Annotated in this window: 30 protein-coding genes; 9 read left to right on the top strand and 21 right to left on the bottom strand. The window is 70.4% G+C overall.

What is annotated here, in order from left to right; all coding sequences use genetic code 11:
- Positions 1 to 50: 50 nt before the first annotated feature.
- On the bottom strand, positions 51 to 1082 hold the full coding sequence (locus tag GDR74_RS01805; protein ID WP_152584702.1) for an aspartate-semialdehyde dehydrogenase: 1032 nt from the start codon (positions 1080 to 1082) through the stop codon (positions 51 to 53).
- A 408-nt stretch (positions 1083 to 1490) separates the two neighbouring features.
- Here GDR74_RS01805 and GDR74_RS01800 point away from each other — a divergent pair, with 408 nt between their 5' ends.
- Positions 1491 to 2330: a hypothetical protein gene (locus GDR74_RS01800; RefSeq protein ID WP_152584701.1), complete on the top strand. Its 840-nt coding sequence runs from the start codon at positions 1491 to 1493 to the stop codon at positions 2328 to 2330.
- On the opposite strand, the gene GDR74_RS01795 is transcribed toward GDR74_RS01800, so the two are convergent.
- Positions 2308 to 3429: a sulfite oxidase gene (locus GDR74_RS01795; RefSeq protein WP_246179824.1), complete on the bottom strand. Its 1122-nt coding sequence runs from the start codon at positions 3427 to 3429 to the stop codon at positions 2308 to 2310. The two genes, GDR74_RS01800 and GDR74_RS01795, sit on opposite strands and share 23 nt — an antisense overlap.
- A 168-nt stretch (positions 3430 to 3597) precedes the next feature.
- Between GDR74_RS01795 and GDR74_RS01790 the strand changes: the two genes are divergently transcribed.
- On the top strand, positions 3598 to 3945 hold the full coding sequence (locus GDR74_RS01790; RefSeq protein WP_194164601.1) for a hypothetical protein: 348 nt from the start codon (positions 3598 to 3600) through the stop codon (positions 3943 to 3945).
- Between the two features lie 39 nt (positions 3946 to 3984).
- Here the strand turns inward: GDR74_RS01790 and leuB are convergent, their stop codons facing one another.
- The 6 genes from leuB to leuD all read right to left on the bottom strand — a co-directional run bounded on the left by leuB (position 3985) and on the right by leuD (position 9958).
- Complete coding sequence (leuB, locus tag GDR74_RS01785) at positions 3985 to 5091, bottom strand: 3-isopropylmalate dehydrogenase (protein WP_152584699.1); 1107 nt, start codon at positions 5089 to 5091, stop codon at positions 3985 to 3987.
- A gap of 130 nt (positions 5092 to 5221) precedes the next feature.
- The gene (locus GDR74_RS01780; RefSeq protein WP_152584698.1) at positions 5222 to 6655 is read right to left on the bottom strand and encodes a serine/threonine protein kinase; all 1434 of its coding nucleotides are present in this window, start codon (positions 6653 to 6655) and stop codon (positions 5222 to 5224) included.
- Positions 6656 to 6658: 3 nt separating this feature from the next.
- Positions 6659 to 7399 carry a metallophosphoesterase family protein gene (locus GDR74_RS01775; RefSeq protein ID WP_152584697.1) on the bottom strand — a complete coding sequence of 247 codons (741 nt, stop codon included), beginning with the start codon at positions 7397 to 7399 and terminating at the stop codon, positions 6659 to 6661.
- Between the two features lie 66 nt (positions 7400 to 7465).
- Complete coding sequence (locus GDR74_RS01770) at positions 7466 to 8089, bottom strand: LysE family translocator (RefSeq protein ID WP_152584696.1); 624 nt, start codon at positions 8087 to 8089, stop codon at positions 7466 to 7468.
- An 8-nt stretch (positions 8090 to 8097) separates the two neighbouring features.
- Positions 8098 to 9288, bottom strand: coding sequence for a lytic murein transglycosylase (locus GDR74_RS01765; protein ID WP_152584695.1), 1191 nt, complete (start codon positions 9286 to 9288; stop codon positions 8098 to 8100).
- Positions 9289 to 9355: 67 nt separating this feature from the next.
- Positions 9356 to 9958 carry a 3-isopropylmalate dehydratase small subunit gene (gene leuD, locus GDR74_RS01760; protein WP_152584694.1) on the bottom strand — a complete coding sequence of 201 codons (603 nt, stop codon included), beginning with the start codon at positions 9956 to 9958 and terminating at the stop codon, positions 9356 to 9358.
- A gap of 181 nt (positions 9959 to 10139) precedes the next feature.
- On the opposite strand from leuD, the gene GDR74_RS18075 reads away from it, so the two are divergent.
- Complete coding sequence (locus tag GDR74_RS18075; protein WP_194164600.1) at positions 10140 to 10298, top strand: DUF5993 family protein; 159 nt, start codon at positions 10140 to 10142, stop codon at positions 10296 to 10298.
- 16 nt (positions 10299 to 10314) lie between these two features.
- The gene (locus GDR74_RS01755) at positions 10315 to 10863 is read left to right on the top strand and encodes a disulfide bond formation protein B (RefSeq protein WP_152584693.1); all 549 of its coding nucleotides are present in this window, start codon (positions 10315 to 10317) and stop codon (positions 10861 to 10863) included.
- A 112-nt stretch (positions 10864 to 10975) separates the two neighbouring features.
- Here GDR74_RS01755 and GDR74_RS01750 read toward each other — a convergent pair whose 3' ends face one another.
- From GDR74_RS01750 to GDR74_RS01740, 3 genes are all read right to left on the bottom strand, one after another.
- Positions 10976 to 11344, bottom strand: a complete 369-nt coding sequence (locus tag GDR74_RS01750; RefSeq protein ID WP_152584692.1) for an SPW repeat protein — start codon at positions 11342 to 11344, stop codon at positions 10976 to 10978.
- Positions 11345 to 11506: 162 nt separating this feature from the next.
- On the bottom strand, positions 11507 to 11923 hold the full coding sequence (locus tag GDR74_RS01745) for a hypothetical protein (protein WP_152584691.1): 417 nt from the start codon (positions 11921 to 11923) through the stop codon (positions 11507 to 11509).
- Between the two features lie 107 nt (positions 11924 to 12030).
- A complete protein-coding gene (locus tag GDR74_RS01740; RefSeq protein WP_152584690.1) occupies positions 12031 to 12531 on the bottom strand; it encodes an Hsp20 family protein in 501 nt (166 codons plus the stop codon).
- Positions 12532 to 12814: 283 nt separating this feature from the next.
- Here GDR74_RS01740 and GDR74_RS01735 point away from each other — a divergent pair, with 283 nt between their 5' ends.
- Both GDR74_RS01735 and GDR74_RS01730 read left to right on the top strand, forming a co-directional pair.
- Positions 12815 to 13909, top strand: coding sequence for a glycosyltransferase family 4 protein (locus tag GDR74_RS01735; protein ID WP_152584689.1), 1095 nt, complete (start codon positions 12815 to 12817; stop codon positions 13907 to 13909).
- 41 nt (positions 13910 to 13950) lie between these two features.
- On the top strand, positions 13951 to 16173 hold the full coding sequence (locus GDR74_RS01730; RefSeq protein ID WP_152584688.1) for an amylo-alpha-1,6-glucosidase: 2223 nt from the start codon (positions 13951 to 13953) through the stop codon (positions 16171 to 16173).
- Here GDR74_RS01730 and GDR74_RS01725 read toward each other — a convergent pair.
- From GDR74_RS01725 to GDR74_RS01715, 3 genes are read right to left on the bottom strand one after another with little or no spacing between them, the layout of a single operon-like run.
- A complete protein-coding gene (locus tag GDR74_RS01725) occupies positions 16163 to 17005 on the bottom strand; it encodes a YdcF family protein (RefSeq protein WP_152584687.1) in 843 nt (280 codons plus the stop codon). The genes GDR74_RS01730 and GDR74_RS01725 overlap by 11 nt on opposite strands.
- Positions 17006 to 17031: 26 nt before the next feature.
- Positions 17032 to 17442 (bottom strand): metallopeptidase family protein, encoded by a 411-nt coding sequence (locus GDR74_RS01720; protein WP_152584686.1) that lies wholly within the window; start codon positions 17440 to 17442, stop codon positions 17032 to 17034.
- Positions 17443 to 17450: 8 nt separating this feature from the next.
- Entirely contained in the window at positions 17451 to 17708 is a 258-nt protein-coding gene (locus tag GDR74_RS01715; RefSeq protein ID WP_152584685.1) for a hypothetical protein, read from the bottom strand.
- A gap of 112 nt (positions 17709 to 17820) precedes the next feature.
- On the opposite strand from GDR74_RS01715, the gene GDR74_RS01710 reads away from it, so the two are divergent.
- Positions 17821 to 18123, top strand: coding sequence for a hypothetical protein (locus GDR74_RS01710; RefSeq protein ID WP_152584684.1), 303 nt, complete (start codon positions 17821 to 17823; stop codon positions 18121 to 18123).
- A gap of 74 nt (positions 18124 to 18197) precedes the next feature.
- Here GDR74_RS01710 and leuC read toward each other — a convergent pair whose 3' ends face one another.
- The 4 genes from leuC to GDR74_RS01690 all read right to left on the bottom strand — a co-directional run bounded on the left by leuC (position 18198) and on the right by GDR74_RS01690 (position 22778).
- Positions 18198 to 19604, bottom strand: a complete 1407-nt coding sequence (gene leuC, locus GDR74_RS01705; protein WP_152584683.1) for a 3-isopropylmalate dehydratase large subunit — start codon at positions 19602 to 19604, stop codon at positions 18198 to 18200.
- 221 nt (positions 19605 to 19825) lie between these two features.
- Positions 19826 to 20218 (bottom strand): 50S ribosomal protein L19, encoded by a 393-nt coding sequence (gene rplS / locus GDR74_RS01700; protein WP_152584682.1) that lies wholly within the window; start codon positions 20216 to 20218, stop codon positions 19826 to 19828.
- 224 nt (positions 20219 to 20442) lie between these two features.
- Positions 20443 to 22173 carry a cadherin domain-containing protein gene (locus tag GDR74_RS01695; RefSeq protein WP_194164599.1) on the bottom strand — a complete coding sequence of 577 codons (1731 nt, stop codon included), beginning with the start codon at positions 22171 to 22173 and terminating at the stop codon, positions 20443 to 20445.
- A 143-nt stretch (positions 22174 to 22316) separates the two neighbouring features.
- Complete coding sequence (locus GDR74_RS01690; protein ID WP_425486965.1) at positions 22317 to 22778, bottom strand: Lrp/AsnC family transcriptional regulator; 462 nt, start codon at positions 22776 to 22778, stop codon at positions 22317 to 22319.
- 114 nt (positions 22779 to 22892) lie between these two features.
- Here GDR74_RS01690 and GDR74_RS01685 point away from each other — a divergent pair, with 114 nt between their 5' ends.
- Positions 22893 to 23804: a DMT family transporter gene (locus tag GDR74_RS01685; protein ID WP_152584679.1), complete on the top strand. Its 912-nt coding sequence runs from the start codon at positions 22893 to 22895 to the stop codon at positions 23802 to 23804.
- A gap of 46 nt (positions 23805 to 23850) precedes the next feature.
- Here the strand turns inward: GDR74_RS01685 and GDR74_RS01680 are convergent, their stop codons facing one another.
- A complete protein-coding gene (locus tag GDR74_RS01680) occupies positions 23851 to 24531 on the bottom strand; it encodes a winged helix-turn-helix transcriptional regulator (RefSeq protein ID WP_152584678.1) in 681 nt (226 codons plus the stop codon).
- 136 nt (positions 24532 to 24667) lie between these two features.
- Between GDR74_RS01680 and GDR74_RS01675 the strand changes: the two genes are divergently transcribed.
- Positions 24668 to 25717 carry a PLP-dependent cysteine synthase family protein gene (locus tag GDR74_RS01675; RefSeq protein ID WP_246179823.1) on the top strand — a complete coding sequence of 350 codons (1050 nt, stop codon included), beginning with the start codon at positions 24668 to 24670 and terminating at the stop codon, positions 25715 to 25717.
- Here GDR74_RS01675 and trmD read toward each other — a convergent pair.
- Positions 25680 to 26324: a tRNA (guanosine(37)-N1)-methyltransferase TrmD gene (gene trmD, locus GDR74_RS01670; RefSeq protein ID WP_246180219.1), complete on the bottom strand. Its 645-nt coding sequence runs from the start codon at positions 26322 to 26324 to the stop codon at positions 25680 to 25682. The genes GDR74_RS01675 and trmD overlap by 38 nt on opposite strands.
- Before the next feature lie 35 nt (positions 26325 to 26359).
- Positions 26360 to 26890, bottom strand: a complete 531-nt coding sequence (gene rimM / locus GDR74_RS01665) for a ribosome maturation factor RimM (protein WP_343039617.1) — start codon at positions 26888 to 26890, stop codon at positions 26360 to 26362.
- Positions 26891 to 26998: the final 108 nt, after the last annotated feature.

The raw sequence follows: 26998 nt of genomic DNA, 5'->3' as shown, positions 1-26998 counted from the left end.
GGGATCGCCGGATCCCGCCCTCCCCGTCACGGCTTATGCAGCCCTGCGTCTCATGCAGCCTTCTTCTTGGAAGGCAGGAGGCCGCGGTTGGCCATGGCCTCGGCGATCTGCACCGCGTTGAGCGCCGCGCCCTTGCGGAGGTTGTCGGAGACGCACCAGAAGGCGAGGCCGTTCTCGACGGTGATGTCCTCGCGGATGCGCGACACGTAGGTGGCGTCCTCGCCCGCCGCCTCGTGCGGGGTGATGTAGCCGCCGGGCTCGCGCCTGTCGATGACGACCACGCCGGGGGCGGAGCGCAGGACCTCCCGCGCCTCGTCGGCGGTGATCGGCTTCTCGAACTCCACGTTCACCGCCTCCGAATGGCCGATGAAGACCGGCACGCGCACGCAGGTGGCGGTGAGCTTGATCTTCGGGTCGAGAATCTTCTTGGTCTCGGCCGTCATCTTCCACTCTTCCTTCGTGAACCCGTCCTCCATGAACACGTCGATGTGGGGGATGAGGTTGAAGGCGATGCGCTTGGGGAACTTCTTCTCCTGCACTTCCTGGAGGGAGTAGAGGGCCTTGGTCTGGCGGTCGAGCTCGTCCATGCCCTCCTTGCCGGCGCCGGAGACGGACTGGTAGGTGGCGACCACCACGCGCCGGATGGTGGCGCGGTCGTGAAGGGGCTTGAGGGCGACCACGAGCTGCGCCGTGGAGCAGTTCGGGTTGGCGACGATGTTCTTCTTCATCTCGCGCACCGCCCCGGCGTTCACCTCCGGCACCACCAGGGGCACCTCGGGGTCGTAGCGCCAGGCGGAGGAGTTGTCGATCACCACCGCGCCCTGCGCGGCGATCCTGGGCGACCACTCCTTCGAGACCTCGCCGCCCGCGGACATGAGGCACAGGTCCACGTCCGAGAAATCGAAGGTGTCGAGGGCCTTCGTCTTCAGGATCCTGTCGCCGTAGGAAACCTCCGTGCCCTGGCTGCGGCGGGAGGCCAGCGCCACCACCTCGTCGGCGGGAAACGCGCGCTCGGCCAGGATATTGAGCATCTCGCGGCCCACATTGCCCGTCGCACCGACGACGGCGACCTTGTAACCCATGGAACTTCTCCTGTCTTCGCTCTCCCCGGGAGATCTTCGAGAACCCTTTTCGGGTGTCGCCTCTCGCCCCGACGGGAGAGAGGACCGGGGACGACGAGGCTTCAGCCGGCCGTTTTCGCGGCCGTCGTGACGGTTTTCGTTTTGCTCGTCGTGGTGAGCAGCGTCATCGCCTTCGTCCATCGGAAAGCCCGTTCGCCGGGCCGATAGGTCTTTTCAGAAACACATCAAACCCGTTGCGCCGTCAAGTGATTCCTGCGCCGGGCAGGCCGCGGCCGTCGGGTGCGAGGGAGAAGCCGCTTCGGGCACGCGGTAACCTTCGATTCACGATGATGAACGAAAGCTTTCGAACGCTCGCGGGCGCTACGGTAGAACACTCCTTCGGAATGCCAACGCTGCGACGGGAGCACGATGCCGAAGGCGATCCACGCCGACTGGGACGAGAGCGGGTGGGAGGAGGACCTCGACGGGACCGGCGAGGACCCGCCGCGCCCGCGTCGCCGCGCGCGGCGTCTGCCCTGGCTGCGGATGACGCTCCTGTCCGGCCTCACCGTCGCCGGGCTCGTTCACTTCGCCCGCGAGGAGAAGGCCCGCCCCCCGGCCCCCGGCGCGCCGGGGGCGGTTCCCGCCTCCGTGCTGATCGCGCCGCCGCCCCCGTGGCGGCCGCTTCCGCAGGCCGCCCCGGCCTACAGCCTCGACAAGCCCTTCGCGCCTCCGGTCTTCTCGGCCCGGCTTCACGTGTCCGGCGGGCGCGAGGACAACCTGGTCCTCGGCCGATTCGGCGAGGCCCGCCACGCGCGGATCGCCCTCGTCCAGGGCGAGGTCGGGACGGAGAGGCGCAGCCTCTTCGTCGAGACCGTGCGCCGCGCGGCGGAGGCCGGCCTCTCCGTGGGCCGCACCGCGCAGAGCCGGATGGAGGCGACGAAGTTCGGCCCCGTGGAGATGGCCGAGGTGACCCTTGCGGGAACTCTTGCGGGAACTCTTGCGGGGACGGCCGAGCAGACCTGCCAGGCCTTCCGCTTCGCGGATGCCGAGGCGGCCTTCGGCTTCCACGGCTGGCTGTGCGGCGCCGATCCCGAGAGCGCCGGCGCGCTTCAGGCGGTGTGCCTGATCGACCGGATTTCCCTGGCGGCGGCGGACGGCGCCGCCCTCAAGGCCCTCTTCGCCCGGGCCGAGCGCAACCGCAGCGACGTCTGCGCCCTCGCGGCGCGCACCGCCGCCCTCGGGGTCAGGCCTCCGGCCCGACCGTGACCGCGACCCGGTGGACGGCGTTGCAGCCGTAGCCGTTGGGGTTCCAGTTCTCCGGCACGAGCGGCTGGGAGCGGCCGGCGGAATCGGTCGCCCGGGCCCAGATCTCGTAATCCCCGTCCCCCGGCACGGCGAGAATCGCCGACCAGCGGGCCCAGTCGTAGCGGTTGCGCAGGGGTTCGAGGGCCGCCTCCGTCCAGGTCGCGCCCCGGTCCAGGGACAGGGCCACCCGCGCCACCGAATCGTCCCCCGCCCAGGCGGCGCCGCGCACCGCGATGCGGCGCGTGCCCGGCGCGTAGCGGGCCCCGTCGGCGGGATGGGTGACGATGCTGCGCACGGGCATCGATTCGAGGATGCGCAGGGGCACCCCCTCCACGCCCGCGCCCGGCGGGATCGGATGCACGGGCAGGCGGTAGGACAGGCCGGTCATGCCGGGCCCGTCGTGCTCCCGGTCGCGGATCCAGATCCGCGTCAGCCATTTCTGGCTGAGCGAGCCCGGCCATCCCGGCACGACGAGGCGCAAGGGGCCGCCGTGCAGGAACGGCAGGGGCTCGCCGTTCATGGCGAAGGCGAGGAGGGTGTGCTCCTCGAGGGCCTTCGCGATGCGCATGCCGCGCGAGAGGGAGGGCCGGTCGCGGCGGCCGTCCTTGTCCGGATCGGCTCCGTAATGGGCGGTGTAGACGGCGGAGGGCTTCAGCCCCGCCGCGTCCAGGACGTCCCGGAGCGGGACGCCGGTCCATTCCGCGCAGCCCACGCCGCCGTTGGTCCACGGGTTGCCCTCCGCCGCGGGCGTGAAGAAGGAGCGGCCGTTGCCGCCGCATTCCAGCACCATGCGGAAGGTCCGGACCGGGAACCGGCGCTTCAGCTCGGCCACGCTGAGGCGCAGGGGACGCTCCACCTCCCCGTCGACGATCAGGCTCCAGCTCTCCGGATCGGCGGGGAGCTCCGGCAGGAGCCCGTTGTTGCGCACGAAGAACCGGGAGATCGGGGTGGTCGCGTCGTCGAGCAGTTCCTCCGGCGTCTCCGCGACGAGCGGAACGCGCCCGAGAACGGACAGGCCGTCCTTCGACGTCAGCTCCGGGATGCCGTCGCGCCGATCCACGCCGCCTTCTCCCTCCATGCCCTTCGGGCCAGCCCCTTTCGGAGAGCGGAACAATTTAGGCCGCCCTGCCATTTTTCCAAGTGTCCGCCGTTTCTCAGGTCCGCCGTTTTCCGGAAGGCGCGGGCGGAGCGGAAGAGCGCGTCTTCGAAGGCCAAGCTGGAGGCTTCCATGCGCCGCATCGTTTCTCTGGGTCTCATCTCCCTGGTCGCGGCCGCGGCCTTCGCAACCGCGGCGGAGGCGCAGGACCGGGGACGCCCCCTCACCTTCCGCGTCGCGCCGCGCAGCTTCCTCGACCCCGGCAACGTGGTGGCGCCGAACTCGATCAATCCCGGCTACACGGGCTACGGCCAGGCCCAGTCCTACCTGCTGAGCCCGCCCTACGGGCAGAACGAGCGCTTCAGCGGCGGCGCACTCCTGCCCGATCCCGTCACCAACGGGCCGTTCGTCGGCTCGACCAATCCGTTCCCGCCGTTCGGATTCACCCCGAACGTGGAGGCGACGGGCTCGATCCGCTGACGGCGCGGGGCGGCCGCCGCCCCGCAGCCGGGTCCGGCCTTACGACAGGGCGGAGAGCTCCTTCACGATCGCGTCGCCGATCTCCTGCGTGCCGACGGCGTTGGCGCCGGGGGCGGCGATGTCCCTGGTGCGGGTGCCGGAGGCCAGCACGTTGGCGATGGCCCTGTCGAGCATGTCCGCCGCCTCGATGAGGCCGAAGGAGTAGCGCAGCGCCATCCCGAACGAGCCGATCATGGCGATGGGATTGGCGAGCCCCTTGCCGGCGATGTCGGGGGCCGAGCCGTGAACCGGCTCGTAGAGCGCCTTGCGGCTGCCGGTCTTCGGGTCCACCGCGCCGAGGGAGGCGGAGGGCAGCATGCCCAGCGAGCCGGTGAGCATCGCCGCGATGTCGGAGAGGATGTCGCCGAAGAGGTTGTCCGTGACGATCACGTCGAACTGCTTCGGGTTGCGCACGAGCTGCATGGCGCAATTGTCGGCGAGCACGTGCTCGAGCTGCGTTGCGGGGAACTCCTCCCTGTGGATGCGGGTCACGATCTGCCGCCAGAGCACGCCGGTCTTCATGACGTTGCTCTTCTCGGCGGAGGAGACCTTGTTGCGGCGCTTGCCCGCGAGGTCGAAGGCGACGCGGGCGATGCGCTCGATCTCGCCCGTGGTGTAGAGCTGCGTGTCCACCGCGCGCTGCGACCCGTCCTCGAGGGTGACGATCTCCTTCGGCTCGCCGAAATAGACGCCGCCGGTGAGCTCGCGCACGATCATGATGTCGAGCCCCTCCACCACCTCGCGCTTGAGGGAGGAGGCGTCGGCGAGGGCCGGGTAGCAGATGGCCGGGCGCAGGTTGGCGAACAGGCCGAGATCCTTGCGCAGGCGCAGGAGGCCGGCCTCCGGGCGCACCGCATAGGGGACGCCGTCCCATTTCGGGCCGCCGACCGCGCCGAACAGGACCGCATCGGCCTCCTGGGCGCGCGCCATGGCGGCTTCCGAGATCGAGACGCCGTGGGCGTCGTAGGCCGCGCCGCCGACGAGGTCCGCCTCCGTCTCGAAGCCGACGCCGTTCCTGGCGAACCAGCCCACGATCTTCTCCACCTCGCGCATGACCTCCGGACCGATGCCGTCGCCGGGGAGAAGGAGAAGCTTGTGCGTTGCCATGAAGGCCCCCTGTTGTGTCGTGGTCGAATTGCAGGGTCCTTAAAAGGCCGAACGGGCCGCTTGGCAAGCGCCGGAGCACTTTTCGAAAAGGTGGGAGGCGTTTTTCCGTCCGGAAATGTCGCGCGCCGTCTCAGTCGCGCCGTTCGTCGGACGGAGGCGCCTCGGCCGTGCCGCGGTCTCTCGCCGTCCTCACCACCGTGACCGAGCACGGCGCCTGTGCCACCACCTGGGACGAGACGCTGCCGAGATAGCGCCGGAGCGCGGAGGAGGCCCGCGCGCCGATCACGATGTGGTCGACGTCGTTGTGCCGCGCGTAGTCGACGAGGGCGGCCGCCGGATCGGGCGCCTCCAGCACGCTGTAGGAGATCCTCCCCTCGGGAACGCCGAGGGAGGCGCCCCAGTGCCTGAGCTGCACGAGACGCTGGACGTGGAGGCTCCGGCCCTCCTCGTCCTCCAGGATGTCGACGGCGAGGCGCGAGGTCTTGAGGATGTTGACGCAGGCGAGGCGCGCCTCGCCCTCGATGGAGAGGATGCGCCTGACCATGAGGCGCAGGGCCTCGGCGAGGTCCTCGCCGCCCGGCGAGAGGTCGATGGCGACGAGGACGATGGGGGCGCGGGAGAGCTGGCCCGCGATGTTGGGCCGTTCCAGGGGCTGGGCCCTGCGGGCCTTCAGCCAGCGCCGGAAGGTCTTCATCCCTCCGTCCCGCTCCAGGCGGGAGGCCCGCTCCGTGAGCGTCACCTGTCCGGGATTCTCCAGGTCGAGGGCGAGCTGCGCCGCGGTCGCGTAGCGGTCCTGCGGGTCGATTTCGAGGCAGCGCAGGATCGCCTCCTGCAGCCAGGGCGGGCAGTCGGGCCGCAGGGCCCGCGGCGGCACCGGGTCCCGCCACAGGCGCCGGCGGATCTGCCCGCCGCGCGGCGTGCCGAAGGGGCGCTCGCCGGTGACGAAGAAGTACAGCATCACGCCGAGGGCGAAGAGGTCGCTGCGCGGATCGGCCCGGTCCTGGAGCACCTGCTCGGGCGCCATGTAGGGCGTGGTCCCGAAGGGCTCGCGGAACTCCTCCGCGAGGAGGTCAGGCAGCTGCCCGTGGCGGGCGAAGCCGTAGTCGATGAGCACGGCCTCGCCGGTCTCCCGGGTCATTACGTTGCTCGGCTTCACGTCGAGATGGATGACGTGCTGCCGGTGGAGGTCGTGGAGGGCATGGGCCACCCTGGCCCCGATCGTGACCGCCTCGGCCCAGGGCAGGGGCACCTCCCGGAGGCGGGCCTTCAGGGATTCGCCCGGGATCCGCTCCATGACGATGTAGGGCATCGGATCGAGGGGACCGGCGGCGACGAAGCGCGGCACGTGCGGGCCCGACAGGCGCGGCATGATCATCTGCTCGGTCTCGAAGCAGACGATGGGCAGGGGATCGCCCGAATCGATGAGCATCGGGATCTTCATGACGAGCGGCATCGGGTCGCCCGGGCGGGCGACGGCCCAGAGCTGCGCCATGCCGCCCGTGGCCAGGTGCTCCCGGAGCTCGAAGCCGTCGACCGTCATGCCCTGTTTCAGGCGCCAGCGCATGGGTCACCGTCCCTGTTCCAGGCGAAGCGCCAGCTTCTCGGGAAGCCCCGCCTCCCTCACCTTCCGGGCGGCCGCCGCCGTGTCGTAGGGCACGCGGAGGAAGCGCAGGGTCTGGCGCGCCGTGTCGAAGAGCGCGTAGCTTGCCGCCGGCACCCCGTCCCGGGGCTGCCCCACGGAGCCGATCACCGCGAGCCAGGTGCGGGTCGCCAGCAGCGGGATCTCGTTGTCGCCGACCGGCGAGAAGGAGCCGACCTTCGCGGCGGTGCTCATGTGATAGAGCATGGGCACGTGCACATGGCCGCAGAAGGTGATGTGGGCGTCGACCCGGCTGAAGTGCCGGACGGCCTCCATGGTGCCGTTCATGTAGTCCCAGTTGCCCGGCGCGTAGCCGTTGGCGTGGACGTAGAGGACGCTCCCCTCCTCGTGGACGAGGGGAAGATGCGCGAGGAACCTGCGCTGCTCCGGGTCGAGCCGCTCGCGGGTCCAGCGGATCGCCTCCCGGGCGATGCCGTTCATGTCCGCGTCCGACCCGTCGACGGCCGCGTCGTGGTTGCCGCGCAGGGCGACGGCGCCCCTGTCCACGAGGTCCCTCACCGTGTCGACCACGAAGGCCGGATCGGCGCCGTAGCCCACATAGTCCCCGAGGAACACGAAGCGGTCCGCCCCCTGCCGGCGCGCATGGTCGAGGCAGGCGGACAGGGCCTCCCGGTTGCCGTGGATGTCCGTGAGGATGGCGATGAGCATGGGGCAGTACAACCCCAAACCGGCGCGCGCCACAACCTAGCCGTTGGACGGCCGCCGCGACGCCCCTCAGGCCGGGCGCCGGGCGAAGAGCAGCGCGACGCCGAAGCCGATCATGGTCGCGCCGGAGGCGCGGTTGAGCCAGCCGAAGACGCGGCCGTTGCGGCCGAAGGCGCCCAGGCGCTGGCCGAGGACGGCGTAGAAGAGCACCGCGACGGCTTCCAGCACGAGGAAGATCAGCCCCGCCAGGGCGAAGCCGGTCCAGTAGGACTGCGGATCGACGAACTGCGGCAGGAAGGCGGTGAAGATCAGGATCGCCTTGGGGTTGCCGATGGCGGTCCAGAACTCCTGCAGGCTGAGAGCCCTCAAGGTACGCCGGGGCGCGGCCCCGACGGCGGATGCCGCCGGTCCGGAGGCGCGCAGGATCCTGATCCCGAGCCACACGAGATAGGCGGCTCCCGCCCATTTGAGGGCCGTGAACGCCGCCTCGGACGCGGCGAGCACCGCGCCGACGCCGAGGGCGGTGAGCGCGATCATCAGCGCGAAGGCGACGAGCCGCCCGCCCGAGGCGAGCACGGCGGTGCGCACCCCCTGCTGCAGGCCGTAGGTGAGGGACAGGAGGTTGTTGGGGCCGAACGCCAGGTTGAGGGCGAAGCAGGCCGGCACGAAGAGGAGGAACGTGCTCCAGCTCATGGGCGTCGTTACCCCCTCAGGGCCTGCAGGACCTTGGCGCCGGGACGGCCGCGCTGCTCCAGGCCGATCTGGCGCTCCACGTCCTTGATCGCTTCGCGGGTCTTGGCCCCGATCTTGCCGTCCGGCTCGCCCACGTCGTAGCCGCGGGCGGCCAGGAGCCGCTGGAGCTCCCGGCGCTGGGCGCGGGAGAGCGGCGGGTCGTCGGTGGGCCAGGCGGTGCGGATCCCCGGCAGGCCCTTCAGCCGGTCGCCCAGGAGGGCGATGGCGAGGCCGTAGGACTCGGCGGCGTTGTAGGAATAGACCGCGTCGAAGTTCTTCGTGACCACGAAGGCCGGGCCCTGGACGCCCGCGGGGATGAGGATGCCCGCCGGGTAGTTGCCGGAGAGCGGCCGCCCGTCGACATGGGTGACGCCCATGGCCGCCCAGGCGGAGAGCGGCTTCTTGTTCCTGCGTCCGGCGAGCCTCGCGTCGAACCCCGCCGGCAGGCGCACCTCGTAGCCCCAGGGCAGGCCGTTCACCCAACCGGCCTTCTTGAGGAAGTTGGCCGTGGAGGCGACCGCGTCCGGCACCGACATCATGATGTCGCGATGGCCGTCCCCGTCCCCGTCCACCGCGAGCCGCTGGAAGGTGGAGGGCATGAACTGGGTGTGCCCGAAGGCCCCGGCCCAGGAGCCGCGCAGGTTCGCCGGGTCGATGTCGCCGTCCTGGACGATCTTGAGCGTCGCCATCAGCTCGCCCGTGAAATACTCGCGCCGGCGCGGGGCGTAGCAGGCGAGCGTCGCGAGGGACTGCACCAGGGGCCGCCCGCCGATGTCCTTGCCGAAGTTGGATTCGACGCCCCAGACCCCGGCGATCACGTGGCGGTCCACCCCGAACCGGGCCTCCGCGGCGGCGAGCGCCTGGCCCCACTGGCGCATGGCGGCCCTGCCGTCCTGGACGCGCTCGTCGTCGACGAGGGCGGCGAGATAGTCCCAGATGGGCGTCTTGAACTCGGGCTGGTTGTCCATCAGCTCGAGGATCTTGAGGTCCGGCTCGATGCCGCCCGTCGCCCGGTCGAAGGCCTGGCCGGAGATGCCCTTGGCGGCGGCCTGGGCGCGCAGGGAGGAGAGGCAGGAGCGGAAGTCTCCCTGGGCGAGGGCCGGCGTCGCGGCGGCGAGCCCGAGGAGAGCGAGAAGCGTGGGGGCAAGGGTACGGTTCATGCCCCCCATTGTGCGGCCAATTTGGTTAATATTGGGCAACCGGGCCGAAAGGAGCGCCCGGCGCGCCTCAGGCCCAGGCGCGCTGGCTGAGCTTCTTCTCGTAGGTGTCGATGCTGGCGGCCTTCTCCATGGTCAGGCCGATGCCGTCGAGGCCGTTGAGCAGGCAGTGCTTGCGGAACGGGTCGATGTCGAAGCGCACCGTGCCGCCGTCCGGCCCGCGGATCTCCTGGTTCTCGAGGTCGACCGTGATCGTGGCGTTGGCGCCGCGCTCCGCGTCGTCGAAGAGCTTCTCCAGGTCCTCGGGGCTCACCGTGATCGGCAGGATGCCGTTCTGGAAGCAGTTGTTGTAGAAGATGTCCGCGAAGCTCGTGGAGATGACGCAGCGGATGCCGAAATCGAGCAGCGCCCAGGGCGCGTGCTCGCGGGACGAGCCGCAGCCGAAATTGTCGCCGGCGATCAGGATCTTGGCGTTGCGGTAGGCGGGCTTGTTGAGGACAAAGTCCGGGTTCTCCGAGCCGTCCTCGCGGTAGCGCATCTCGGAGAAGAGGCCCTTGCCGAGACCCGTGCGCTTGATGGTCTTCAGATACTGCTTGGGGATGATCATGTCGGTGTCGACATTGACGATCCGCAGCGGCGCCGCGACGCTTTCCAGCACAGTGAACTTGTCCATCGTCTCTTGATCCTCGACCGGGAGCAGACCCGCCGGGCAGCGTCATAGCAAAGGCTTTCGGGCAGGACCAGCGCATCCTGCGCGAAAGCGCGCCGGTTCTCGCCCATGCGACGATGCGCTCGGGGCGGCCCGGACATTCCGTTAAGGAATATATGCTAGGCAGCGGTACCCGGGGGTGCGCATGGACCAGACCTTTCTCTTTCTGCTGTTTGCGGGCGCGATGATCGCCGGCTGGACCGGCCGCCGGGGGCTCGCCCTCGCCCTCTTCGCCGCGGGCCTCGTCGCAGGCATCGCCGATTACGGGCACCACGCCACCGACGCCCTTCCCCTCTCCTTCTAGGTTCGGGTGCCCACCGATGCTGACGCCGCGCCGCTCCCTGGTCCTCAACGCGCTCGGACTCTATGCCGTCGCGTTCGTGCTGCTCGCCGCCTTCGCGCTGCAGGTCCTGCTCGGGGAGCTGCCCTGCCCCCTGTGCCTGCTGCAGCGGGTGGCCTTCGCGGCGCTCGCGGTCGGGCCGGTCCTCAACATCCGCTTCGGCCCGAGGCCGAGCCATTACGCCCTCTCGCTCCTCGCCGCCCTGTTCGGCGCGGGCGTCGCCGCGCGGCAGATCCTGCTCCACATCGCACCGGGCGACCCGGGATACGGCTCCGCCGTGTTCGGGCTGCACTACTACACCTGGGCCTTCCTGTGCTTCGCGGCCGCCATCGCCGCGGTAGCGGCCCTGCTCCTGTCGGAGCGGCAGTTCCCGGCGCCGGGCGAGGCGCCGCCGCGGCCGGGCCCGTTCGAGAGGGCCGCCGTTCTCCTCGTCATCGCCGTGACCCTCGCGAACGTGGCGGGCACCTTCGTCGAGTGCGGGGCGGGCGTGTGTCCCGACAATCCGGTGAGCTACCGCCTGCTGCCGTGAAGGGGAGCGCCGCGGCTCCTCGCCGCGGGCGCGCAGGCGTGACGGAATGCCCGAAATCCCAGCAGAGCGGGATCGGGAGAGCGGGAGGCGAACGCCTCCCGCCCGGCATGCGTCAGGATGCGAGGTTCTTCTCCCGGCCGCGCAGCATCCACAGCTCGAAGGCGGCGAGAGCCGCGACGGCGAGGCCGACGAGGACATGAACGCCCATCGCGGCGCTCACGCCCGAGAAGCCCAGCACCCAGGGGGCCGCGGCGGCCCAGAGCCCGAGGACCAGTGCGGTCCAGCTTTCCCATTCACGCAGGTCGACGAGCGCCGCCAGGGCCGCGATGCCGATGAGGAGCCCGGTCACGCACGCGCTCCAGAGCGCCGTTGCCTCTCCCGAGAAGCCGAGAAGCCACGGCGAGACGATCAGCAGCGCGCCGAGGACGGCGCCGAGCACGTTCGCCGCGGTGAGTTCGCTCGAATGTTTCAGGCCGATCATGGCTGACCTCCTTTCTCGCAACGGAGACCTACGGTCGGGCGCCCGGCGGGATTCGGCTCCCCGCCGGCGCCGACGGTTTCTGCCTCCTGGCATCCTCCCGCATCCGCAGCCCCTCCACTGTCGGCGCCACCCTCGTGCGGCCCTCCGCCGGACTCTCCCCGATCACGCGGAAAGGCGGTTAATCCCGCCCCGTTCCGGCGAGGCGGAGCGGCGGCCGCGCCTGCCGGTCCTGTCTCCGCGGATGGCGCGAACGGCGCCGACATATTCCCGGGCCGCCGACGGATCGAAGCGCGCAAGGGCTTCGATCACCGCGTCCGTGCACGAGCGGGGACGCAGATCGGCCGGCAGCCGGCCGGCGGCGACCTGCTCGATGGCGAGCGCGTCCCGCGCCCAGGAGAGCAGGATCGTCCGCTTCTCCTCGTCGCTGAACCACGGATGCGCGGCCACCGCCTCCGGACGGCCGAAGACGTTCGCCGGATCGACCAGCGCCTCCACGAAGGACGGCCCGGAGACGGCCGGCGGAACGGTTCCAGGCCCCGAAGCCGGGGCGATGTCCGGTGCGACATGCGATGTGTTCATCGTCATCCTTCCTGTTCGGCTGCGCATGGGGCGGCCCTCGCGGGCGAGCGCGGGGATCCGGCGCCGGGAGGGTCCCGGCGCCGCCGCGCAGGCGGAACGCCGCGTCCTTACGCGGCCTCCTTCGCCTGCGAGCCGTGCCCGATCTGCGGGGGCTGGTTGTCCTGGGCGAGGGCCTTCGCCGCGGAGCCGGTGGCGATTTCGATCCGGCGCGGCTTGAGCTCCTCCGGCACCTCGCGCTTCAGCGCGATCGTGAGCAGCCCGTTGTCGAGATCGGCCCCCGTGACCTTCACGTGGTCGGCCAGGCTGAAGGACTGCTTGAAGGCGCGGGTCGCGATGCCGCGATGCAGCACCTGCACGCCTTCCGGCTCGGCACGCTTCTGGCCGGTCACGGTCAGCGTGCTCTCCTGCTGGACGAGCTCGATCTCGTCCCGCGTGAAGCCGGCGACGGCCATGCTGATGCGGTATTCGTCCTCGCCCGTCTTCTCGATGTTGTAGGGCGGCCAATTGGTCATCGGCTCGACGCGGGACACCTGGTCGAGCATGTCGAACAGGCGGTCGAAGCCGATGGTCGAGCGATAGAGGGGAGAGAGATCGAAAGTCGTTCTCATAGCTACATCCTCCTTCGAGCAACGTAACTATCAGAGCGCCGGACACCTGCCGGCGCCCGTGATGCCAAGCTCCACAAAAGCCTTGGCAAACAATGAGTTGGGTTGCGCCGCCGCCCTTGTCAAGGGCTTCCGGCGGACCGGCCGCGAGGCCTCCGCTCCGCCCGCCCCTTGCAGGGGCGGGCGGAGCGCCTATCTCGATAAGGCCTCGTGCCACGCGGGCCGACCCTTCGCTGCCGCGTGAATCTCATTCGTCGAAACTTCGCTCTCCGAGGAGGTCTTGCCGATGAAGATTGCCCAGGTGGCTCCCCTCTACGAACGCGTTCCGCCCAAGCTCTACGGGGGGACGGAACGGATCGTCTCCTATCTCACCGAGGAGCTGGTCCGGCAGGGCCACGACGTCACGCTCTTCGCATCGGGCGACTCGATCACCCAGGCCGAGCTCGTGCCGTGCTGCGATCTGGCGCTGCGCCTCAACCCCGCCGTCAAGGACCCGCTGCCCTACCACGTCATGATGCTGGAGCTCGTCAGGCAGCGGGCCCGCGAGTTCGACGTCATCCACTTCCACATCGACCTGCTGCACTTCCCCCTCGTCCGCGAATTCGCGGACCGGACCCTCACCACGACCCACGGCCGCCTGGACCTCGTCGACCTCGCGCCGTTCTACCGGATGTTCCCCGACATCCCCCTCGTCTCCATCTCCCAGGACCAGCGGACGCCGCTGCCGGATGCGAACTGGATCGGAACCGTCCACCACGGCCTGCCGAGCGACCTGCTTCCCTTCCACCCGACCACGAGCGGCGGCTATCTCGCCTTCCTCGGGCGGATCTCCCCCGAGAAGCGCCCCGACCGCGCGATCCGGATCGCCGCCGAGAGCGGGATGCCGCTGCGCATGGCGGCCAAGGTCGACAAGGCCGACCAGGCCTACTGGGACGAGGTCATCAAGCCGATGGTGGACGCGCATCCGAACGTCGAGTTCGTCGGCGAGATCGGCGAGCACGAGAAGGGCGACTTCCTCGGCAACGCGGACGCGCTGCTCTTCCCCGTGGACTGGCCCGAACCCTTCGGTCTCGTGATGATCGAGGCGATGGCCTGCGGCACCCCGGTGATCGCCTTCCGCCGCGGATCGGTGCCGGAGGTGATCGAGCAGGGCGTGTCCGGCTTCATCGTCGATTCCGTCGAGGAGGCCGTGGCGGCGGTCGAGACGCTCCACGCCCTGGACCGGACGGAGGTGCGGCGCTGCTTCGAGCGGCGCTTCACGGTGGAGCGGATGACGAAAGACTATCTCGATCTCTACCGGAGCCTGCCCGGCGTGCGCCTCGATGCGGCCCATCTGCGACGGGCCAGCGGCAGGACGACGCCCCTCCAGGCGGTGGTCTGAGTCCGAAGCGCATGTCGGTTCTCACACGGAGAGACGATGCCATGGACCTTCGCGTCGAAGCGCCGGAACCGGCGACGGGACCCGTCATCGGGCAGTTCGCCGTCGCCTCCCAGTCCTCCCTGCAGGAGCGGCGTCCGCGCGTCCTCAAGCACGGCGACACCTTCGCCGTGTTCGACCGCAGCGGCGACCTTCTCTCGGGCGAGGGCAGCCCGGACGGACTGTTCCATCGCGACACGCGCTATCTCTCGCATCTCGACCTCCTGGTCGACGGCGCGCGCCCGATCCTGCTGTCGTCCTCCCCGCGGGACGACAACAGCATGCTCACCTGCGACCTGACCAACCCCGACCTCCACGACGGGACGGGACGGCTCGTGCTCGAGCACGACCTCGTCCATGTCAGGCGCTCGAAGTTCCTCTGGAACGGGACCTGCTTCGAGCGACTGCTGGTGCGCAACTTCGACGACCGGCCCCGGCGCCTTTCCGTCGCGCTGCGCTTCGAGGCCGATTTCGCCGACCTCTTCGAGGTGCGCGGGACGCGGCGCCGGCAGAGGGGTTCCTTCCACCCCGCCGAGGTCGGGACGGACACGGTGGTCCTCTCCTACACGGGCCTCGACGGGCGCAGGCGGAGCACGATCCTGCGGTTCGACCCCGCTCCCGCCCGGCTCGAGGCGGGAGGCGCCCTCTTCGACATCGACGTCGCGCCGGGCGGCCGCTCCGTGATCTTCATGGAGGTCCGCTGCGACGACGGTCTGCCGCCGGAGGGCGCGGAGACGCAGGCGGCCCCGCGCCCCCTGCGCGACCGCTTCCTGTCCTCCATGGTCGAGGCGCGCCGGGCGCTGCGCCGCTCGTCCTCCAAGGCCGCGGCCGTCGAGACCTCGAACGACATCTTCAACGAGGCCGTGAGGCGCTGCGTCGCCGACCTGTACATGCTGGTGACGGACACGCCGCAGGGCCCCTACCCCTATGCGGGAACCCCCTGGTTCAGCGCCGCCTTCGGGCGCGACGCCCTGATCACCGCCTACATGGCGCTCTGGGCCGACCCGAGCCTCGCCCGCGGCGTCCTGCGGTTCCTGGCGGCCAACCAGGCGAAGGAGGAGAACCGGGCGGCCGACGCGGAGCCGGGCAAGATCCTCCACGAGGTGCGCTACGGCGAGATGGCGGAGCTCGGCGAGGTGCCGTTCCGGCGCTACTACGGCAGCGTCGACGCGACCCCCCTCTTCGTCCTCCTGGCCGGCGCCTACCTGGAACGCACGGGGGACGTGGCGACCCTGCACGGGCTCTGGCCGCACATGGAGGCCGCCCTGCGCTGGATCGACGCCTATGGCGACCGGGACGGCGACGGCTTCGTCGAGTACGGGCGGCGGACGGAGGAGGGCCTCCTCAACCAGGGCTGGAAGGACAGCCACGATTCCATCTTCCACGCCGACGGGGCGATGGCCCGCGGGCCGATCGCCCTGTGCGAGGTGCAGGCCTATGTTTATGCCGCAAAGCGCGCCGCCGCCGCCGTCGCCGCCCGGCTCGGCCTTCCGGACCGCGCGCGGGCCCTCGAGAGCGAGGCGGAGAGCCTCAAGGAGCGGTTCGACCGCGCCTTCTGGTGCGAGGACCTTGGCACCTACGGCCTCGCCCTCGACGGCGGGAAGCGCCTGTGCCGGGTGCGCTCCTCGAATGCGGGCCACGCCCTGTTCACCGGCATCGCGCTGCCGGAGCGCGCGGCGCGGCTCGCCGAGACCCTGATGGACCGCACGTCGTTCTCGGGGTGGGGCGTGAGGACCGTCGCGGCGACGGAGGCGCGCTACAACCCGATGTCCTACCACAACGGCTCGGTCTGGCCGCACGACAACGCCCTCATCGCCCTGGGCCTCGCCCGCTACGGCTTCAAGCGGGAGGCGGCGCGCATCTTCGACGGCCTGTTCCGCGCCTCCATCTACATCGACCTGCGGCGTCTGCCAGAACTGTTCTGCGGCTTCCCGCGCCGGCGCGGCGAGGGGCCGACCTTCTATCCCGTGGCGTGCGCGCCGCAGGCCTGGGCGGCGGCCTCTCCGTTGAGCCTGATCCAGGCCTGCCTCGGGCTCGACTTCGACCCGGCCACGCGGACGATCCGGCTGGACCGCCCGGTGCTGCCGGACTTCCTCGACGAGATCGTGCTGCGCAACCTCGCGGTGGAGGAAGGCCGCCTCGACCTCGCGGTGCGCCGCGCGGGCGGCGAGGTGGCGCCCCACGTCCTGCGCCGGACCGGCGACGTCCGGGTCGAGATCACCGCCTGACGGCGCCGACACCCCGCTCCGGAGCAGGGCGGCCCTGCGGGACGGCGCGGGCGCCGAAATCGCGCCCGAAGCCCTCCTTCAGGGCCGCATAGGCGGCCTCGATCCGGGCGGGAATCTCGACGGGCGCGATGAAGCCCCGCCCGTTCGGGCCGTAGCCCCCGGCGTCGTTCCGCAGCCGGGGGATTTCGCCCATGACGAGGGTGACGAACCGGTCCATCGGCCAGAGCCCGGCGATGCCGGGGTCGGCGAAGACGAGAACGTTCCCGGCCGGCATCACCCTTGGCACGAAGGTCGGCCAGTTGAGGAACGCTACGCCGGCCATGTCCCGCCAGACATGGCGGAAGGTGGCGTCCGTGCGCCTCTGCATGGTCGGATCCTGCACCAGGAGGACGGAACGCGGCACGTGGCCCGACCGCTCCAGGATCTGGCGCGAGAAGGCGGCGTTCTCGCCGCAATGGGCGGAGGCGTCCTCGACGAGGATGCGGGACGGGTCGATGCCCCAGAACGTCCGGGCGATGTCGGCGAGGATCGCAGCCTCCGGCCGCCCGTGGGCGGGGACCGCGCGATAGGTGTCGTGCGCGGCGACGGCCTGCCACAGGAGCTCGGTGGAATGGCCGATCCCGCCGGAAAGGACGAGGAGCGGGCGGGCCCTGCCCCCCGCCGCCCGGAAGGCGCCCTCGGCCGTCGCCAGCACGCTGTTTCCGGCGAGGATCACGCAATCCACGGGCATGGCGGCGGGATCGCTCCCGGCGAGGTCGTCGAGGGCGAGGTAGGCGGCAATCCCGTTCAGGCAGGCGGCAGCCTGCGCCAGAGACACGTCGTCGGCATCCATGCGCGGTTTCCAGGAGGGCAACCCGCTCATCCGGCGGCCGCCTCGATGGCCTCCATGTCTTCGTCCGAGAGGCCGAAATGGTGCCCGATCTCGTGCACCAGCACGTGGGTGACGAGATCGCCCAGGCTCTCCTCGTGCTCGGCCCAGTAGTCGAGGATCGGGCGGCGGTAGAGCCAGACCATGTTGGGGAACTGGCCCGTCTCCATGACGGCGCCCGCCTGCGCGAGCCCGACGCCGCGGAACAGGCCGAGCAGGTCGAAGGGGCTCTCGCAGCCCATCTCCTGCAGGGTCTCGTCGTCGGGAAAGTCCTCGACCCGGATCACCACCCCGTCGCAGAGCCGGCGGAACTCCCGCGGCAGGCGCGCGAAGGCCTCCTGCGCGAGGATCTCGAGATCGGCGATGCTCGGCGCCTGGAGGGAAGCGAGGGGGTTCGTCATCGAGGCGTTCACAGGAGGCGCAGCTGCACGGCGAGCCAATAGGCGAGGACGATCACGCCGACGAGGGACAAGGCGCGGCCGATGCGGCGCCCCCACAGCTCGATGGGGTCGGTGCCGCCGCCCTCCGCCGCACCGACGGCGTCGCGGGCGCCGAAATGGTCGGCCATGCGACGGGTCGCGCGGCCGAGGGAGGAGGAGCCGAGGGTTTCCGAATCGCGGGCGACCCGGTCGAGGATCTCGCGGGGATCGTCCTTCCTGTCTGCCATGACACCCTCCTGAAGCCGCTCCCGACGGGCCCGCGCGCAGTTGCGCAAGGGAACGCGTCGGTGAGCCTGACGTTGACCGTCCCGAATACCGTTTAGCAGAGATGAGGTTCTCATGCGTTACTTTCTCGGAATCCTGGCTGCGGCCGGGCTGGCCGTCCTCGGCCCGGGCGTCGCCTCGGCCCAGGACATGAACCTGCGCATCGGCCCCGGCGGCGTGAGCGTCGAGCGCGAGGACTACCGTCCCGCCTATCGCGAGCGCGTCATCGAGCGGCGCGTGGTGGAGCGCCCGGTCCGGTCGCGCACCGTCTGCCGCACGGTGATCCGCGAGCATGTCCGCCCGAGCGGCGTGGTCGTCCGCCGTCCGGCGGAGGTGTGCCGCGAGGTCGTGGGCGGCCGGCGGGTCTACGTGGACTGACCGTTCCGGCATCGTCGCAGCAAAAAGGCGGCGTCCCTACGGGCGCCGCCTTTTTTCCGTCCGTGCGAAGGCGGTCAGGCCCAGGTGCGGATGTCCACGAACCGCCCCGCGATCGCCGCCGCCGCCGCCATGGCGGGGGAGACGAGGTGGGTGCGGCCCTTGAAGCCCTGGCGGCCCTCGAAGTTGCGGTTCGAGGTGGAGGCGCAGCGCTCGTGCGGGGCGAGGCGGTCCGCGTTCATGGCGAGGCACATGGAGCAGCCGGGCTCGCGCCATTCGAAGCCGGCGGCCTTGAAGATCCGGTCGAGCCCTTCCGCCTCCGCCTGCATCTTCACGATGCCCGAGCCGGGCACGATCATGGCGTTGACCGCCTCGTGCACCTTCCTGCCCTCGACGATCTTCGCCACCGCCCGCAGGTCCTCGATGCGGCCGTTGGTGCAGGAGCCGATGAAGACCCGGTCCAGGGCGATGTCGGTGATCTTCTGCCCCGGCTTGAGGCCCATGTATTCGAGGGCCCGCCACTTGGAGAGGCGCTTGTTCTCGTCCTGGATCTCGTCCGGGTTCGGCACGGCGCCGGTGATCGAGACCACGTCCTCGGGGCTCGTGCCCCAGGTCACGATGGGCGGCAGGTTGGCCGCGTCGAGGTGGATCTCCGCGTCGAAGAACGCGCCCTCGTCCGAGCGCAGGGTGTCCCAGTAGCGCAGGGCCGCGTCCCAGGCCTCGCCCTTCGGCGCCTTGGGACGGTCCTTCAGGTAGGCGTAGGTCTTCTCGTCGGGTGCGACCATGCCGGCGCGGGCGCCGCCCTCGATGGACATGTTGCACACGGTCATCCGGCCCTCCATGGAGAGGGAGCGGATGGCCTCGCCCGCGTACTCGATCACGTGGCCGGTGCCGCCGGCGGTGCCGATCTCGCCGATGATGGCGAGGATGATGTCCTTCGCCGTGACGCCGGGGGGCAGCTGCCCGTCCACGGTCACGCGCATGTTCTTGGCCTTCTTCTGGATCAGCGTCTGGGTGGCGAGGACGTGCTCGACCTCCGAGGTGCCGATGCCGTGGGCGAGCGCGCCGAAGGCGCCGTGGGTCGAGGTGTGGCTGTCGCCGCAGACGATGGTCATGCCGGGCAGGGTGAAGCCCTGCTCCGGGCCCACCACGTGCACGATGCCCTGGCGGCTGTCGCGCTCGTCGTAGTACTCGACGCCGAACTCCCGCGCGTTCTGGGCCAGGGTCTCGACCTGCATGGCGGATTCGGGATCGTCGATGCCCTTGGAGCGGTCGGTCGTCGGCACGTTGTGGTCCACCACCGCCAGGGTCTTGCCGGGCTGGCGCACCTTGCGGCCCGCCATGCGCAGGCCCTCGAAGGCCTGCGGGCTCGTCACCTCGTGGACGAGGTGGCGGTCGATGTAGAGAAGGCACGTCCCGTCGTCCTGCCGGTCGACGACATGGTCGTCGAAGATCTTGTCGTAGAGGGTGCGGGGCTCGGCCATGGTTCTCGGGTCCAGGGTACGTCGATGGATTATGATCGGGTGTTTAGCCGGTCTCCGGCGGGACGAAAAGGCGTCCCGGGAGCGCATGGGCTTGAAATCAATGCATAGCGGGCAGGCCGCACGGCGCAACAAAATTTTTGGCGCGCGGCGGAAGACGGGAGCCCGGCAACAAAAAAGCGCGGCCGTGGAGCCGCGCTTCTGGAGGAAGTCCTGCGGTCGCCTTACTCGGCGGCGGCCGGAGCGGCCTCGCCCTTGTCCTGGCGCTCGGAGCGCTCGGCGATGCGGGCCGACTTCCCGCGGCGGTCGCGCAGGTAGTAGAGCTTCGCGCGGCGGACGGCGCCGCGGCGCACGACCTTGATGGAGTCGATCATCGGCGAGTAGACCGGGAAGACGCGCTCGACGCCCTCGCCGTAGGAAATCTTGCGGACGGTGAAGTTCTCGTTGAGGCCGCCGCCGGAGCGGGCGATGCAGACGCCCTCGTAGGCCTGCACGCGGGTGCGGTCGCCTTCCTTCACCTTGACGTTGACGATGACCGTGTCGCCGGGCTGGAAGTCCGGAATGGTCTTGCCGAGCTTGGCGATCTGCTCCTGCTCGAGCTGCTGGATGAGGTTCATGGATCTAACTCCTGCCGTTACGGGGTCCCGGAAAAGCTCCGAGCCCGTGGGATTTCGGCGTCCTGTTTTCAGTTGAGGCGGGCCCTATACAGGAATCCCGGCCTGTTGTCGAGCGGGCGAAGGCCCGCGCAGGCCGTGGCCTGCCGCCCAGAGTATCACGGGCGGCAGGTCTCCGGAAGGGAAGGCTCCGCAGGCGCCGACGGGAATGCCGCGTGTCGCGGCACTCAGACGAGGTAGAAGTCCTTTTCGGTCATCTTGAGGTTCTTCTGCAGCGTCGCGATCTGCACCGCCGCCGCGCTGCCGGTGCCGTCGGCATCGTAGAAGAGCGCGCCGGTCTTCTTGTCGTAGACCACCCGGTCGTCCGCATCGTGCGCCTTCGCGCCCGCATGGAACGCGCCCTTCGCCAGCACGCCCTTCTTGGCGATGCCCTTGAAGACCTTCCTCGCCAGATGGATCGTGTCTTCGGCCACGTTGAAGTCGGTGATCCGGTCGAGGTTGGTCTTGCCCGGTTTGGTGTCGAACACGAACACGTCCCTGCCCGCCCCGCCGGCGAGCACGTCCCGGCCCAGGCCGCCGGAAAGCCGGTCGTTTCCCGCAAGGCCGCGCAAGGTGTCGTTGCCGGCAAGGCCAAGCAGGGTGTCGCCGCCCGCCTCGCCGGTCAGCGCATCGGCCGCGGCGGTGCCGGTGAGGCTCTGAGGGGTCGTCTCGACCGTGTCGATCACCTCGAGGGTGAAGCTCTGCACGCTCTCGCCGCCATAGGCGTCCTTCGCCTTGACGGTGACGGTGTGCTGGCGCTGGCTCTCGTAGTCGAGGGCGCCGGTGAGCACGAGATGGTTGCCGTCGAGGCGGAAGCGGCCGGACGGGTCGGCGACGAGGCTGTAGGTGATCGCGTCGCCGTCCGCGTCGCGGGCGGAGAGGCTGGCGACGATGGACGCCGCCGGGAGGTCCTCGGCGACGGCGGTGGCGGAGAGCGCGAGGTTCGCCGGCGCGCTGTTGCGGAGCGTCACCGTCTGGTCGGCGAACTGCGCAAAGCGCACGTTCTTCAAGAGATCCGCACCGTCCGAATTCGGGAGATTGTGGGCGATCGTGACGCTTCCGTCCGCGTTCGTGGCAATCGTGTAGTTCGCGCGCGAGTCGTTGAAGCGGGCGATGTCGTTGCCGCCGCCGCCGTCGATGGTGTCGTTGCCGCCGGCGCCCTTGAAGATCTCCGTCCCGGCGCCGCCATAGGCCCGGTCGTCGCCGTCGCCGAGATAGACCTCGCCCGTCACCACGCCGGTCCGGCCGTCATAGAGGCTGACCCCGGGTCCGTTGAAGCTGATGCCGCCCTCGATCCGGCCGCTGTTGTTGATTGTGGCCGCGCCTGTGGCCGAGATGTCGATCCCGACACCGGTCGTGCCGACGATCTGCCCGGAGTTGTTGACCGTGACGATGCGGGCATTGCCGCCCACGGTCAGCCCCGAACCCGCGCCCCGGATCACCCCCGTGTTGTCGATCAGCCCGCCTCCGGAAACGAAAAGTCCGTCCCCGAAGGTCCCGACGATGGTTCCCTTCTGAAGGACCACGTTGTCATGGCCGTTCATGCTCCCAACCAGGGCCCCCAGCCGTCCCCTGATCTCGCCCGAATTGTCGAGCGTGACGTAACTGCCGGAAAGCTGCGCGCCCACGGACGCGCCGGCAACCAGGGCGTTCGCCCGCACGTAAAGGCTGTGCGCGCCGATCCCGGTGGCCGTGACGCCCGAGAGCAGGATGCCGGCCTCGCTCTGGCTCGTGACCTCGGCCCGCTCGGCGACCGTCACGATATTCCCGACTTTCGTGGAATGGATCCCGTTCCCCGCGGCGCCGGTGGCCGAGACGTGGATCCCCGGGTTCACCGTCAGGGTGTCGAGATCCGCCGCAAATTCGAAGGCGTTGGCTCCGCTCACCGTGCGATCGGCGGAAATAACGGTATCGGTCATGGAAAACTCCGGTGCAAAGCAATCAGGTACCGGCATCGTTATATACTAACGATGCCTTGTTCAAGGGCTTCGCCTGCGACCCCTTGGCCTGCGCCGTCCCCTCCCCGACCGCGGGCGTCCGGGCGCGGGGGCGGAACCCGCCGTCAGTCGGCGGGCAGGGGCGGCAGCCTGCGCCGGACCGGCGAGCTCTTGACGATGGAGGTGCTGGTCTGCGCCCGCTGGGCGATCCTGTCGAGGACCGGATCGAGCTCGTCGATGCTGCGCAGGACGAAGCGGGCGATGTAGCAATCCTCCCCCGTGACCTTGTCGCACTCGACGACCTCCGGGCTTTCCGTCAGGAGCTTCTCGACCATGTGGAGCTGACCCGGCAGGGGCTTGATGCGCACGATGGCCGTCAGCCCGTAGCCCAGGGCACGAGGGTCGAGGTCCAGGGTGTAGCCGTTCACCAGGCCGGAGTCCTCCAGGCGGCGCAGCCGCTCGGCGACGCTCGGCGCCGACAGCCCGACCGCGCGGCCGAGATCGGCCAGGGACTGGCGGGCGTTGGCGGCGAGAGCCTCGATCAGCCTCCGGTCGATGCCGTCAAGGGCATGGCCTTCGTTTCGCAGCTTCCGAACGAGTTGTGCCATGGATTTCGAGGCTCCTTTCGGGTTTCGCCTAACAATTCCACGATACGCCGCCCTTCTCGCTCCGTAAAGTGCAGCCATTGAAGGGAGGCTCCGATGGAACGGCAGGCGCGACGCGGCGGATGGATCGAGATGACGGGGGCCATGGCGATGTCGGGCACCATCGGCTATTTCGTGGTCGAATCCGGCCAATCGATCTGGAACGTGGTGTTCTTCCGCTGCCTCTTCGGCGCGCTGGGCCTTCTCGCCTATTGCGGATGGCGCGGCCTTCTCGTGCCCTGGCGGTTCACGCGCCGCACCTTCGGCCTCGCCCTGGTGGGCGGGGTGGCCATCGTGCTGAACTGGGTGCTGCTGTTCTCCGCCTACGGGCTGACGTCGATCTCCATCGCCACCGCCGTCTACAACATGCAGCCCTTCTTCCTGATCCTTCTCGGGATCGTCCTGTTCGGCGAGCGTCCCACGGGAGACGCGTGGGGCTTCATCGCCATCGCCTTCGCCGGGCTGCTCATGGTGGTGCGGCTCGACCTGTCCGGCTTCTCCCTGACGGGCGGCTATCTCGCCGGGCTCGGCCTCGCGCTCGGCGCGGCGGCCCTCTACGCGGTGACCTCCATCGTCGCCAAGCGGCTGCAGGAGGTCCCGCCGCACCTGATCGCCCTCGTCCAGGCCGTGCTCGGCACGGCGATGCTCGCCCCCTTCGCGGACTTTTCGGCCCTGCCGGCGCAGCCCCGGCAATGGGGCTATCTCGTCGTCCTGGGGCTCGGGCATACCTGCCTGATGTACATCCTGCTCTATTCCGCGATCCAGAAGCTGCCGACGGCGCGGGTGGCGGTCCTGTCCTTCGTCTATCCGGCGGTCGCGATCCTGGTCGATTATCTCGCTTACGGGCGCGAGCTCTCCCTCGCGCAATGGACCGGGATCGCGCTCATCCTCCTGGGCAGCGCGGGGGTGAACCTCAAGTGGAGGCTCGGCCTCACCCGGCCGCTGCGCCCGCTCGCCGCGGGCGACTGACGGCTTCGGTCCGGATGCGGGGCGGGGTGCGCCTTTCGCGGGCGGCTCAGCCCCCCGGCACCGGCCCTGCGGGCGGCACCGCGGCGAAGAGATAGCGCTCGAACCAGTCGGGGAAGCGTCGCGCGAGGGCCCTCGGCCCCTCGACCGAAAGCCCCATGCGCTGCGCCTCGACGAAGCCGGCATCGCCCCGCCACCAGGCGACGAGGGCGGGCAGGCGCCCGCGGACGCAGAGGGGCTCCGGAAACCCGGGATTCTGCGTGCACAGCGACACCTCCGCCGCCTTGAGCAGGAGGAAGCGGGCCGGCCTGTGCCCGGCGATCTCGAAGCGGACGACCAGGGGCTCCGCGGGCAGGGCCTCGAAACGGACGCGCCTCGCCATGTCGACGAGCAGGGGCTCGAGGTCGAGATCCTCGCGCTCCGCATGCCGCGGCAGCCAGCGCTGGCCCCATGTGCCGAGGGCCGCGATCAGCGAGGCCAGCTCCCGACCGGCCTCGGTGAGGACGTATTCGGGGCCGTGCTCCCCTTCCGTGCGCAGGACGGCTCCGGCGAGGACCAGCGTCTGCAGCCGCTCGGACAGGACCGTGCGGGAGATGCGCGGGACGCCGCGGCGGATGTCGTTGAAGCGCCGGCTGCCGCAGAGGAGCTCGCGCACGACGAGGAGGGTCCAGCGTCCCCCGAGCGCCTCAAGGGAACGCGCCACCGCGCAGAACTGGCCGTAACCTGTCATGTCCCCGCGCTAGCACGGCCCCGCGGGCGCGGAAAGTCCGGATTCCGGACCTGACGGGGCGCCGGTCCCGCGGCAAAGGGAGGGGAACGGCCCGGGCGGCAGCGCATGCCTGGGCGCCATCGAAAGGAAGAGCCCCATGAGCAATCCCCTGAGCGATCCCCTGAGCGACTCCATGAGCGACCCCGTCGGCGACGCGCAGCGGACCGTTCTCGACCGGATCGGCGGCACGTCCCTCCTCGCCCTGCGCCGCATCGTGCCCCGGAACGGCGCCCGGATCCTCCTGAAGATGGAGAGCGAGAACCCGACCGGCAGCATGAAGGACCGGATGGCGCTCGCCATGATCGAGGCGGCGGAGGCGGACGGGCGCCTCGCGCCCGGAGGCTCGGTCGTCGAATACACGGGCGGCAGCACCGGGGTGTCCCTGTCCTTCGTCTGCGCGGCGAAGGGCTATTCCCTGGACGTGGTGACGTCGGACGCCTTCGCCCGCGAGAAGCTCGACCACATGCGGATCCTCGGCGCGACGCTTCACGTCGTTCCGAGCGACGCCGGGCGCATGACCGAGAAGCTGACCAAGGACATGATCGAGGCCGCACGGGTCATCGCCGAGGCGAAAGGCGCCTTCTGGACCGACCAGATGAGGAACCGGGACCAGCTGGCGGCCTACCACCGGATGGCGGAGGAGATCTGGGCCCAGACCGGCGGCCGGATCGACGGCTTCGTGCAGAGCGTGGGGACCGCGGCCTCCCTCCGCGGCGTCGCCGAGGGCCTGCGCCGCCGCGACGGGCGGATCGCGATCGCCGCCGTCGAGCCCGCCGAATCCGCGGTCCTGTCCGGAGGTCCCTCGGGCGCTCACAAGATCGACGGGGTCGGCGCGGGCTACGTCGTGCCGCTCTGGCACGACGGCATCGCGAACCGCATCGAGCGGGTCTCCACCGAGGAGGCCATCGCCATGGCCCTGCGCCTGGCGCAGGAGGAAGGTCTCTTCGCCGGCTCCTCCACCGGCGCCAACGTGATCGCCGCCCTGCGGCTCGCGGAGGCGCTCGGCCCGGACGCGACCGTCGTCACGGTGATGTGCGACACGGGGATGAAGTATCTGAGGACCTTCGGGGCGAGGCTCGAATCGGCGGCCGACCGGGACATGCGGGCGCCTACCGCTCCAGCAGGTCCGGCCGACGCTCCCGCGTGATCCGCTCGGCCTGCTCGCGCCGCCATTTCTCGATGGCGGCATGGTTGCCGGAGAGGAGCGCGTCGGGGATCGTCCGCCCCTCCCATTCGCGGGGCCGCGTGTAGTGGGGATATTCGAGGAGGTTGCCCTCGAAGCTCTCGTCGTGGCCCGAGGCCTCCTTGCCCATCACGCCGGGCAGGAGCCGCACGCAGGCGTCGAGGAGCACCATGGCGGCGATCTCGCCGCCGGAGAGCACGTAGTCGCCGATGGAGACCTCCTCGAGGCCCCGGCCCTCGATGACCCGCTCGTCCACGCCCTCGAACCGGCCGCAGACGAGCACCACGCCGGGTCCTGCCGAAAGCGCCCGCACCCGCTCCTGCCGCAGCGGCCTGCCGCGCGGGCTCATGAGCAGCCTCGGGCGCGGATCGGACGGGGGCGCCGCCGCATCGAGGGCGGCGGCGAGGACGTCGCAGCGCAGCACCATGCCGACGCCGCCGCCGGCCGGCGTGTCGTCGACCGTGCGGTGGCGGCCGAGGCCGTGGTCGCGGATGCTCTTCGCCTCGAGCGACCAGACGCCGCGCGCCAGCGCGTCGCCCGAGAGCGAGACGCCGAGGGGGCCCGGGAACATCTCGGGGTAAAGGGTGAGGACCGTCGCGGAAAAGGTCACGCTGCGTCCCCGGGTTCGGGCCGCGCGGGCGCGAAGAAGTCGTCCGGCAGGGCGACGACCACGCGCCGGCCCGCGATGTCCACCGTCGGCACGAAGGCCTTGACGAAGGGCAGCAGGGCGGTCGCGCCGGTCGCGGCGGAACGGATGTCGAGAAGGTCGCCGCCGCCGTAGTTGGGAACGTCGACGACGGTGCCGACGAGCGCGCCCGTCTCGTCCACAACGGCGAGGCCGATGAGATCCGCGAGCAGGAACTCGTCCTCCTCCTCGGGCGGCGGAAGCCTGTCGCGCTCCACGGAAAGCCGCACGCGGTTGAGCGCCTCGGCGGCCTCGCGGGTGGCGATGCCCTCGACGGTCGCGATGAGCATGTCGGGCGCGGCGCCGGGAGCGGGGCGGACGGCCCCGAGGGCGTAGGTCCTGCCGTCCGTTCCGATCAGCGGCCTGTAGCCGGCGATCGCCTGCGGGTCGCCGGTGAAGGATTTCAGCCGCACTTCCCCTCTGAGGCCGTGCGCGCGGCCGAACTCGCCCACGAGGACGAGATCGTCACGTCGGGGCGCGGCTTGCCCTCCTCCCCCGTGCGGGGAGGCGTCGGAGGCGGGGGTGTCGGCGCCACGCTCTGTCGGCTCGACGCTCGCACC

The sequence above is a fragment of the Microvirga thermotolerans genome, from assembly GCF_009363855.1.
Taxonomy (GTDB): domain Bacteria; phylum Pseudomonadota; class Alphaproteobacteria; order Rhizobiales; family Beijerinckiaceae; genus Microvirga; species Microvirga thermotolerans.
Note: the sequence above shows the minus strand (reverse complement) of the source record. Positions and strands in the feature narration are given on the sequence as shown.